This is a genomic window from Nitrososphaera sp. AFS (genome assembly GCF_009898475.1).
GTDB lineage: Archaea > Thermoproteota > Nitrososphaeria > Nitrososphaerales > Nitrososphaeraceae > Nitrosopolaris.
The window spans coordinates 679-9,162 of sequence record NZ_QURE01000139.1 but is presented as its reverse complement, the minus strand read 5'-3'; the positions used below and the strand labels follow the sequence as shown (position 1 = coordinate 9,162).

The 8,484-nt window shown below is 36.5% G+C and carries 12 protein-coding genes; 7 read left to right on the top strand and 5 right to left on the bottom strand.

Going from position 1 to position 8,484, the window contains the following annotated elements; translation table 11 throughout:
* Together DYY65_RS11560 and DYY65_RS11555 are read left to right on the top strand one after the other, a co-directional pair.
* A partial coding sequence (locus DYY65_RS11560; protein ID WP_162478111.1) for a hypothetical protein occupies positions 1–451 on the top strand: 451 nt, incomplete at its 5' end.
* Entirely contained in the window at positions 448–1,236 is a 789-nt protein-coding gene (locus tag DYY65_RS11555; RefSeq protein WP_162478110.1) for a hypothetical protein, read from the top strand. The genes DYY65_RS11560 and DYY65_RS11555, both read left to right, overlap by 4 nt.
* 1,019 nt (positions 1,237–2,255) lie before the next feature.
* On the opposite strand, the gene DYY65_RS11550 is transcribed toward DYY65_RS11555, so the two are convergent.
* From DYY65_RS11550 to DYY65_RS12295, 5 genes are all read right to left on the bottom strand, one after another.
* Complete coding sequence (locus DYY65_RS11550) at positions 2,256–2,735, bottom strand: universal stress protein (RefSeq protein WP_162478109.1); 480 nt, start codon at positions 2,733–2,735, stop codon at positions 2,256–2,258.
* 198 nt (positions 2,736–2,933) lie between these two features.
* Positions 2,934–3,242, bottom strand: a complete 309-nt coding sequence (locus tag DYY65_RS11545; RefSeq protein ID WP_162478108.1) for a hypothetical protein — start codon at positions 3,240–3,242, stop codon at positions 2,934–2,936.
* Between the two features lie 261 nt (positions 3,243–3,503).
* Complete coding sequence (locus tag DYY65_RS11540) at positions 3,504–3,857, bottom strand: hypothetical protein (RefSeq protein ID WP_162478107.1); 354 nt, start codon at positions 3,855–3,857, stop codon at positions 3,504–3,506.
* 214 nt (positions 3,858–4,071) lie between these two features.
* Positions 4,072–4,272 (bottom strand): hypothetical protein, encoded by a 201-nt coding sequence (locus DYY65_RS12300; protein ID WP_201449487.1) that lies wholly within the window; start codon positions 4,270–4,272, stop codon positions 4,072–4,074.
* Positions 4,269–4,607, bottom strand: coding sequence for an OsmC family protein (locus tag DYY65_RS12295; RefSeq protein ID WP_201449486.1), 339 nt, complete (start codon positions 4,605–4,607; stop codon positions 4,269–4,271). The genes DYY65_RS12300 and DYY65_RS12295 overlap by 4 nt, the downstream gene beginning before the upstream one ends.
* Positions 4,608–4,792: 185 nt before the next feature.
* Here DYY65_RS12295 and DYY65_RS11530 point away from each other — a divergent pair, with 185 nt between their 5' ends.
* The 5 genes from DYY65_RS11530 to DYY65_RS11510 all read left to right on the top strand — a co-directional run bounded on the left by DYY65_RS11530 (position 4,793) and on the right by DYY65_RS11510 (position 8,158).
* Positions 4,793–5,197 (top strand): hypothetical protein, encoded by a 405-nt coding sequence (locus DYY65_RS11530; RefSeq protein ID WP_162478106.1) that lies wholly within the window; start codon positions 4,793–4,795, stop codon positions 5,195–5,197.
* A 144-nt stretch (positions 5,198–5,341) separates the two neighbouring features.
* Positions 5,342–6,196, top strand: a complete 855-nt coding sequence (locus DYY65_RS11525) for an FAD-dependent oxidoreductase (RefSeq protein ID WP_162478105.1) — start codon at positions 5,342–5,344, stop codon at positions 6,194–6,196.
* A gap of 59 nt (positions 6,197–6,255) precedes the next feature.
* Positions 6,256–6,897 (top strand): hypothetical protein, encoded by a 642-nt coding sequence (locus tag DYY65_RS11520; protein ID WP_236561817.1) that lies wholly within the window; start codon positions 6,256–6,258, stop codon positions 6,895–6,897.
* A 117-nt stretch (positions 6,898–7,014) separates the two neighbouring features.
* Positions 7,015–7,464, top strand: a complete 450-nt coding sequence (locus DYY65_RS11515; protein ID WP_162478103.1) for a cupredoxin domain-containing protein — start codon at positions 7,015–7,017, stop codon at positions 7,462–7,464.
* A 172-nt stretch (positions 7,465–7,636) separates the two neighbouring features.
* The gene (locus DYY65_RS11510; protein ID WP_162478102.1) at positions 7,637–8,158 is read left to right on the top strand and encodes a hypothetical protein; all 522 of its coding nucleotides are present in this window, start codon (positions 7,637–7,639) and stop codon (positions 8,156–8,158) included.
* Positions 8,159–8,484 lie beyond the last annotated feature (326 nt).

Sequence of the window (8,484 nt, the reverse complement as noted above, 5' to 3'; positions counted from 1 at the left end):
ACTCGGGACCCCTTGTTTACCACAACTCAGCAAATTTATTCTTCCACTAAAAGAAGCTAGATTTACAGTAATAAAACAATGTGTCACAGTAACTGGCAGAGTAGTATGGACACACTACTTTAACAATGATGGTGATGCTAATTTCAACATAGTATTAGATCCTCCTTACAAGAATATGCTAGGGCCTGGAAGCTATTCTAAGGTTTTTGCAAGTAAATATCCTGGAGGTCCAACATTGCACATGGAAACTGTTTGCCAAGGTCCAGTTACAAGCACAAGTAAGGAAAATGTTGGCGCATGCAGTGAATATAATGGACCCAACTTTAAACCCGTTTTGCCTAAAATAGGACAACACGTAATGGTTACTGGAAGATATCTAATTGAGATGCCTGAGATGCCTGGAGGAATAACAGAGCTCCATCCTGTATACGGAATAAAGATTCTTCCATGATCTCAATGACATATCCAGTTAAAGTTTTGACAATAGCTTTGTTATTAACGTCTTCATTATTACTATTTATTCTGTCTAGTAATGATTATTCCGCTTTCACTTTGATAAAAGCCAAAAAATCATCTTCCTCTTCCTTATCATCATCTTCGTCACATATAACAAGTACGACATTATCAAAGAGAATAAAAACAACTAGATCAAGTACGTCTATTCCATCAGCAACAGGTAGAACAAAGCCACATTCATTAGGACATATTCACAGATTCAGTAGTGACTTTCAAACAATCTCTCAAAACCTAATAGCAGCTGCTACTAATGATAATGCCATTACGGATCCAAGTCAATGCAATACACATTTGAACGACTTTATCTTGCCGGCAAAAGAAGCTAGATTTATCATACTTAATCCATGCATTACAGTATCAGGGACGATCATATACACAGATTACTTTAACCCTGATGGAGATGCTAACTTCAATATAGTTCTAGACTCACAATACAAGAACATGTTAGGACCGGGTCAATATACTACAGCATTCTTTGCAAAGTTTCATAGTGGTACTGCGTTGCATATAGAGGTTCCATGCCAAGGACCAGTCACTAGTACTAAGTCATTTAATGTGGGAGCATGTAATGGTTATGATGGCCCTAACTTTAAACCTCTGCTTCCAAAGTCAGCATGTAATGGTTACTGGCAGATATCTAATAGAGCCGCCAGAGTTACCAGGAGGAATTACAGAAATACATCCGGTTTCGTCAATAAGGATTCTCTAATCATTACATAATGGCGCGGCCAAATTATTGATTTAGAAACTTCTAATAAACATAAATCAATTTGATCTCTCGGCCTCAACATAAACTACCTGCTATGTCGATATTATTTACAGTCTTCTATTGTTGTTGCAATGATTCCATCCATCCATGTTTCCTTGCAATTTCTGCAATTGCCTTCTATTGAATCTCTTCTAATCAGGACCTGACTGATTGTCACTTCAGAGATACAACAAATAAAGATACATACACAAAAAAGGTGTTATTATTTACTATTCTTCTAGGTCGATGCCTACCAGTTCTCGACGTGGCCAAACCTTGTACATCAAACAATCGAGAACCAGCAATAAACAGAACTGACAGTGTGCCACCAAAGCCAATGAGGCTGATATCAAACAGGGTCAATAGCAGGCTGTCCACGAATTTCAACAGACCAATTACACCATCTTTCATGCTTTGTCACTCCCAGTGGCTATGACATACTTACTGACTCACTCGCTTGACACCCTCCGCCAGGCATTTGTAACAAAGGTAAACATAGCCTTTCAGAGTAAGTGCACCTACATCTTCCTTACAACGTGAACATTCCATCTCTTTCATATTTTTTGTCACCTCCTATGACTATGACAGTACGAAAGAATTCTTTACCAAACAAGATAAAGAGTCCGAGTACGATGCATTGCACCGTACGGCAAAAAATGAAAGAAATAAAAATTTGATTGGTTGTTTGGCCTGTCTAAGGGTTTACAACCACTAAATCCAATATATCTAAAGTCGAAATCTACTAATTCATTTGCAGTACTTGCAAGGCTATATTTAATATCATATCGTTTATAATGTGATTAACTAAACTACCTTACTATAATTTATTGGCCGAGAATAATGTCCTGCATTCATATTCGTTCATTGAATCTATTCCAACTTAACTTACTTATTAACTTGACCTAACTAAAAATCATCATCTATAAACAGTTTTGCATAGGTATGCTGATAAGGCTCATGACAATCTCGCAGTTATAATTTACATCAGTTGTTATCTAACTAAAAGTATAGGGCAATGAACATGTTGTATTACAGCATTTGCGACACTTCCAATCAAAAACCTTTTCAGTCCAGTTCTTCCCTTAGTTCCAATCACTATTAGGTCTATATCCTCATTAGCAGAATAATTTAAGATTGATTCGCTAACAGATTTGACATCGACAAAAACGTCTGTCTTCATATCTGACAGACCCGCATTCTTTGCTATTTGTCTTACTATATCAAACAAATTCTGAACTTTATCTTTAATTTCAGTGTGGGATTTGTCCGTTGTAGGTATTGAGGAGGAATAGCCATAAGGTATGCGGGGAGTAATTATATGAATACAAAGGAGCTGCGCATTTTCGTCTTTTGCAATTTTTATTGCATATTTTGCTGCTTTTAATGAGTATTCTGAACCGTCAATTGGAACAAGTATCTTTTTTATCTGAACTTCAGATGAATTCTCAGTAGATTTAGTTTCTGTCGTCATACTATTTTGGTAACACTTCCTTAAAAGTAGTATAACAGGAATTGTGGATCATTTACTTATTTTCTCGGCAGTGCTTCTTGAAGATAAACCTTCACGATATGAGTACTTTTATCATGTTGAGTGCACTATATCTAATCCTGGATATGGTTTACCCACATTTATCTGAGTAGAAGTTCTTCAGTTTGCCGCTCAATAGGCTCATTTCTTCTTAAGTAATGTGTCAACTTTGCCTATCATGTCCTTTAGTATTTGCCTGTAGACAGAAAGTAATTCATTTCTCTTAACTGAAGAAGTCATGCAGTATAAATATGAAATAAATGCTTCTGCATCTCTTCGTATCCCGTCTATGCTATCTTGCAATAAAAGTCTGTCTTCGTAATCAGAAGTAACCGAGTTTATCAAGGATCTTAACAACTCGGCGGATGTGGTTGGTTTCACGGTCAACTTTTCTGTCTCAGGAGAGACATGTTTTCTCTCTGTTCCTGAAAACCCAATCCTACTCACCATATATTATCAGAATAAAGCAGCTTATATATCGAATTGGACTGCACTGCATTGCAAGGAACACTCATTTGTTGTGCTACATACTATGATGAATACCGTAGTTAGTCATTAGTGTATGCTTGAGAATTTACCAACTCATAATTGTTATTAGAAGATTCAGACTTAGTGAGGGAAGACTAGTAGCCTTAAGTATAATTGCAACGGCAGCCCCTTCCATTCAGGTTTCAAATCGAAGGTGGTTTGAGAAATTGAAATTTAGTTAGGCTAGGCTCTTACTTGTCTCTTTTTCTGATTCCTACTCTTTGTATAAACATGAGGAGTAGGTATGGACCTATTGGAATAAGTTTTTCTATGGCGTACTTTTGCTGTTGCAGACTGCTCACGTATGATCTGTACTTTGTGTTCCTCTATATCATCCGAACGTAAAACCCAGGCCCTAATATGTGGACAATGGATAGAATAATCCAAGTCTGTGCATTCGCCATTATAATTAAATGGACAACCAATGCATGGACAACCTTCTAGATGTAAAGATGAGCATGACGACGAGGATGAAGAGCCGCCGCCTCCTTGTTGTTTTTGGCGAGATACCAGTATACCCGTAGCCAATTTATTCATAGATTGACTGAAATGGAATGAATATAATTAAGCACTACGAATGCAGTGCATTACATAGTATTCCGGCCCAATATTAAGTAGTTTTTATGTAGTGCACTCAACAAAAGGATGCTTCGCTGGGCCCCTATGAGAACAATTGATAGCACCAAAGTTAATCCCCTGTGCTTATCAGTACTCCGATATAGTAATTCCTATCATATCATAAACCAAGAAGCTAGTTTTTACTCTGAGCATTCACCTTTATTTCATGAGACATACTATAGACAGCTGGACATCGCTCTTCTTCTGCTACTATTTTGACCAATTCCTGAAGCTTTTGCTTATCCGCTTTATCACTTTCTACACTTATCTGGAAGTTAATACTTTCAGTTATTGGCTCATCTGCTATTTCAAAAGTCTTTGCAAAATTAATCATTCTGTATTCACACTAAGCTTTGTCAGCCTAATTCCTTGTGCCGCTGCAATGCTTGTAAAAGTAGCTATAAAACATGATGTGATACCCGCTATGCAATATGCCATTGGACCTAATCGATTACCATTTCCACCTAGAAACGAAGGTGAATCTATTTCAATTATTTGTTTTCCCTTTTCATATGATAGTTCTGTTCTGAATTGATATCCTAAGCTGGGGTCTAGATTCCAATCTCCTTTTAACTTTATTGGTTTTCTTAGAGTCTGTTTATCTTTCTTGCCATTTGCAACAGTTTGGGCTACCTTATCCAGATCAGTATTGTTGATTATGTTAGCCATAATTGGAGTACATATACTCTACACTTGTTTGTTTGCTTTATGTCATAAATTGTTGTTAACAACAATATTTTCATAAGCAAGTTGCTATCATTGTTCTTCTCAGAAATCACTCCAACACTGAACGTATTTCATTGCAAGGCAGCGTACACGTTCTTGTTATCTTATTCAGCTGCATATACTTTCCCATGAGCGATCGATATGTGCCGATTGATCAAGTCCACCTGACTAAACTTATTAGAAATCCAGTGATTGTCAGAATTGTGAGTATTTTAGACTTGGCAAGCCTTTCAATTCTTGAACTACTTGAGTACCTAGAACGAAGAGAGATCAACTATGCTCTGTCAGAAGGAGTTATTGCCATTGATAAGGACATATTACATACCACCAATATTGTTCAGGAGCAAGAGGCCAATATTCTACTAAACGGCGATTCCTACTTCTTTAATTTCCTGAATTGCAAGGTAAAGCTAACCGAACTTGGTCTGTATATATTAGATTCCATTAATGGAGAGCCAGTCAGATTTGAACAACCAGGTGACCATGCTAATCAATATGATCTTTCAATGCTCAATTCGCCAAGCACACCATAGTTATAACATTGACATTGCCTTTTGACATTCAATTCCATTCAACCTTCAGGGCATCGTAACCGTTGGCTAATGAGTTACTATACTGTCGATAAATAAGTAAAATATTTGATATGGAGCTTCTTAGTTGAAGGTTAGAGTAGAGAATTGTCAGATAATAAAAGCAAAAGAATACTAGTTATTGGAGGTGTTGCAGCTGGAACTAGTGCAGCATCGAAGGCTAGAAGAATTGATCCTGATTCAGATATAAAGATAATACAAGAAGAGAATGTTGTTTCTTATGGTGCGTGTGGTATACCTTATGTTATAGAGGGCCTGATAAGTAATTTTGAAAAACTAATAGAAAGGAACGAACAGATTTTCAAACATAAATACGATATAGATGTAATTACAAACACCCGTGCATTCAAAATAGATAGATCTAGAAAAAAAGTGTATACAACAAATTTACAGAGCCTTGAAGAGACAGTATTTGATTATGATTCTTTAATAATAGCAACCGGTGCAAGGGCATCCATACCCAATATCAAAGGTGCTAATCAGAGAGGCATATTTCTTCTAAGGAATTATAATGATGGGATGAAAATTAATGATTCTGATATAATAGAAAAAGCTCAATCATGTATCATTGCTGGTGCAGGTCTTGTAGGACTTGAAATGGTTGAGGCATTTAAGAAAAGAAGAAGAGGACTAGCAGGAAGAAATGGAAGTATGGATGTAACAGTGGTTGAAATGGCGGATCATATTCTTCCCACATTGCTTGATAAAACAATGGCCAAGATTGTTCAAAGAGAACTAGAAGCCAATGGTGTGAAAACTATACTAGGTGAACGTGTAGAAGAAATAGTTGGCAAAGATAGACAAGTTACAGGAATAAAGACTGATACTAAGCGTGAAATTGAGAGTGATTTCATAGTTCTTGGTACTGGAGTGAGACCTAATTCTGAAATTGCTAAGGATGCTGGTATTGAACTAGGAACCTTAATGGTGATTGTGGAGTAAGGGTTTGAATCCAGGTCATAAAATCTTAATAAGGATCAATATGGTATGCCACTATATACTTGATGTACAGTAGTCAAAATATAATCTTATTTGGTATATTTGTTACTTTGATTACAACAATTGTCTTAGTTGCACCTGTTGGTTTTCCTAATAACCATTTCGCAATTGCACAAGCCAGTGATAAAACAAGAATGGGTATGGTAAATACTTCTAGCAATAATACCCTCGCAAGCACCAATTCTTTAAACAATGCAATTAACAAATTAAACTTCACTAACGTTATTGGAATTATTTCAAGTCTGCAAAATGATGCGAGTGGCAAACCCACTTGGATAGCTAGTGGTCAGTTCCAGATGCTGTTGTTTAAGCCAAGGGTAGCGGAACAGAAGCTTCAACCAGCCTTCGCAACTTTCAGTACTTTATTAAGTATGGTGCATCTAAATGGTACTACATTACATCAGCATTCTATATCAGATTTTAAGCTAACAAATGCGAATAGCTCGACTACTAATCGTTATTCAATAGTGACATTCAATGGCACAGCCACGGTGACTCTGACGGATAGCCCTCATCTAAATGTGCCGATAAGCATCAAGATAATGAACAGTCATACCATCAGTTTATGGATTGATCCAACGAAGGTACAAAACCATTTTGGAAATACGCCAATATATGGCATTGTCTTATCGCAAGGCGGTTAGCGGACCTCCTCCTTTCATGTCTATCCGAATAGATAATTATATAAACTAACGATCTAGTATTAAAGAATATTGAGGTCCGGGATTGCTTCTTTAAGAACATTGATATTGCTTCTTTCTATGCCTTTTACAATATTAAATCTCCTTTCCATAAACGATTCTCATGTTGTAATAGCACAACAGATGCCTATGACTACAAATCAATCCCTCATAGGAGCTATGTCAACTGCCATACTTGGTTCTTCAACAAACAAGACATTTTATGTATTTACTTCTTCACACGAGGATCTTAACCAAACCAAATTAGGAATTCCACCAGATTCTTTCTCTCCATCTGTTATAGCAGTTAACAAGGGAGACACTGTTAATGTAATATTTTACAATCTTGAAACACCACCAAATGGCGATAGACATTCCTTTACAATTGGGGAACCATATAATATTGATAAGGATCTAGGCCCAGGGCAGCATGGTGTTATCACTTTCAAAGCAACAGAGGATGGTACATATCAGTTTTTTTGTAAGTATCATCAGCCAACAATGAGAGGAGAACTAATAGTGTTACCATAATGTAATATGCTAGGATAAACTTGATTGTTGATAATACATTAAACATTAAACACTAACCATACCCTATTATTGTCCTCCAGTCTAGTGTTTAATCGAATGACTAGGCTTAGAAAGATATTAGTAACTATCATCACTCGATAAAGCAAATAAATGACTGAGTTCGACCATCTTTGTGAGTGATAGGGAAGAAACTGTAATACGATATAACGCACGTAAGTTTCTTTTGGAAGCATGTAGAATAGCAATGGGTGACATTACGAAAAGTATTAAAGTAAATGAGATTTGGAAGAAGGCTGGAATATCGGCCATTTCTGAAGATGCGTATGCTCCTAAAATCATACAAATTCTTAAAGGCGAGAATCTAATCCAAGGTGGAAACCATAAGGACGAGATTAAGATCACCTATGATGGCATTTACAGTATCTCAGATAGTGAAAGGATTCCACCCGAAAGCCTAGGCGTGATATCAAAACAGGATATAGATAGGTTTCTTCCTAGGTTCCTTGATATCCTATACAATGAAACAAAAGGAGATCCTGCGAAGAGTATTAGCATATTTGAAATTAAGAAAAAAGGACTGAATGCACTAGGCCCTGAGCCAATCCGTCAAATAAGCGATGTTCTTAAGAGAAGAGGCTGGGTTGCCGACGGAGATAACAAAGATGAAATTAAGATCGCTAAAGTCAAATTTTAGTCTACTTTGCCTTAAGTGGACTAATATTATTGTATCCTCCTCATTTCTGTGTAGATACTCTCTTTACTCAATTGCATATATCTCAGAATCTCACGTTCCAAAACGGTCAACTTCAACTGCAATTTGTAATTTGATATCTTATCTGAATAGATTCCTTCTTTGCCTTTGGAAATATCAAATAATAAAAAAATATCTTCATATTGCTTTAGATAGGTAATTATCTCGTTATGTTGTTTTATACTTCGGTACAAATTAGAGAGTGTGTGCTGAGTATCCGATGAAATATTTGAAAATAAACCTGAATAAAGAATACTGTCGTAGGCGTC

Excerpts from the sequence above, each read along its gene's own strand:
- DYY65_RS11555 (WP_162478110.1), top strand. The coding sequence starts at position 448 with ATGATCTCAATGACATATCCAGTTAAAGTTTTGACAATAGCTTTGTTA.
- DYY65_RS11550 (WP_162478109.1), bottom strand. The coding sequence starts at position 2,735 with ATGACGACAGAAACTAAATCTACTGAGAATTCATCTGAAGTTCAGATA.
- DYY65_RS11545 (WP_162478108.1), bottom strand. The coding sequence starts at position 3,242 with ATGGTGAGTAGGATTGGGTTTTCAGGAACAGAGAGAAAACATGTCTCT.
- DYY65_RS11540 (WP_162478107.1), bottom strand. The coding sequence starts at position 3,857 with ATGAATAAATTGGCTACGGGTATACTGGTATCTCGCCAAAAACAACAA.
- DYY65_RS12300 (WP_201449487.1), bottom strand. The coding sequence starts at position 4,272 with ATGATTAATTTTGCAAAGACTTTTGAAATAGCAGATGAGCCAATAACT.
- DYY65_RS12295 (WP_201449486.1), bottom strand. The coding sequence starts at position 4,607 with ATGGCTAACATAATCAACAATACTGATCTGGATAAGGTAGCCCAAACT.
- DYY65_RS11530 (WP_162478106.1), top strand. The coding sequence starts at position 4,793 with ATGAGCGATCGATATGTGCCGATTGATCAAGTCCACCTGACTAAACTT.
- DYY65_RS11515 (WP_162478103.1), top strand. The coding sequence starts at position 7,015 with ATGCCTTTTACAATATTAAATCTCCTTTCCATAAACGATTCTCATGTT.